Origin of the sequence: Paraburkholderia sp. RL17-347-BIC-D (assembly GCF_046027915.1) — a bacterium.
Classification (GTDB): Bacteria; Pseudomonadota; Gammaproteobacteria; order Burkholderiales; family Burkholderiaceae; genus Paraburkholderia.
This window is the reverse complement of sequence record NZ_JARESS010000248.1, coordinates 1-452: the sequence shown is the minus strand read 5'-3', so window position 1 is coordinate 452 and position 452 is coordinate 1. Positions and strand designations below refer to the sequence as shown.

The following is a 452-nucleotide window of genomic DNA, read 5'->3' as shown; positions in this document are numbered from 1 at the left end:
GCCTCGAAGTAACTGAAGGTCGATTCGGTTGCCGTAAAGTGCAGTGCCATCAGCCGGCCCGTTGCATCGTCGATGAATACCAGCAGCGTGCAGGCCGGCGCGCGGTCCTCGAACCAGCGGTGATCGCTGCCGTCGATCTGCACCAGTTCGCCCAGACACGCCCGACGGTTTCTCGGCTGGTGAAGCTTCGGTGGCCGCTGTTTGCGGGGAATCCACAGCCCGGCCTCGCGCATCCAGCGCCGCACGGTTTCCTTCGCCAGCACCACGCCATGACATTCAGCCAGCTTCTCGCACGCCAGCGTCGGCCCGAAATCGGCATAGCGCTCACGCACCAGCGCCATCGCACGCGCACGGACATCCACCGGCAGTTCGCGGTTGCTGGGCTGCCCACGCCGCGCCGACACGAGCCCGGCCGGTCCTGCAGCCTCGTAGCGCCGCACCAGCCGGCTGAC

1 protein-coding gene is annotated in these 452 nt (G+C 67.3%); it reads right to left on the bottom strand.

Annotation, left to right across the window (positions count from 1 at the left end; translation table 11 throughout):
• Window positions 1–452, bottom strand: a 452-nt coding sequence (locus P0D96_RS48410) for a helix-turn-helix domain-containing protein (RefSeq protein ID WP_408321468.1), incomplete at both ends; no start/stop codon positions are given.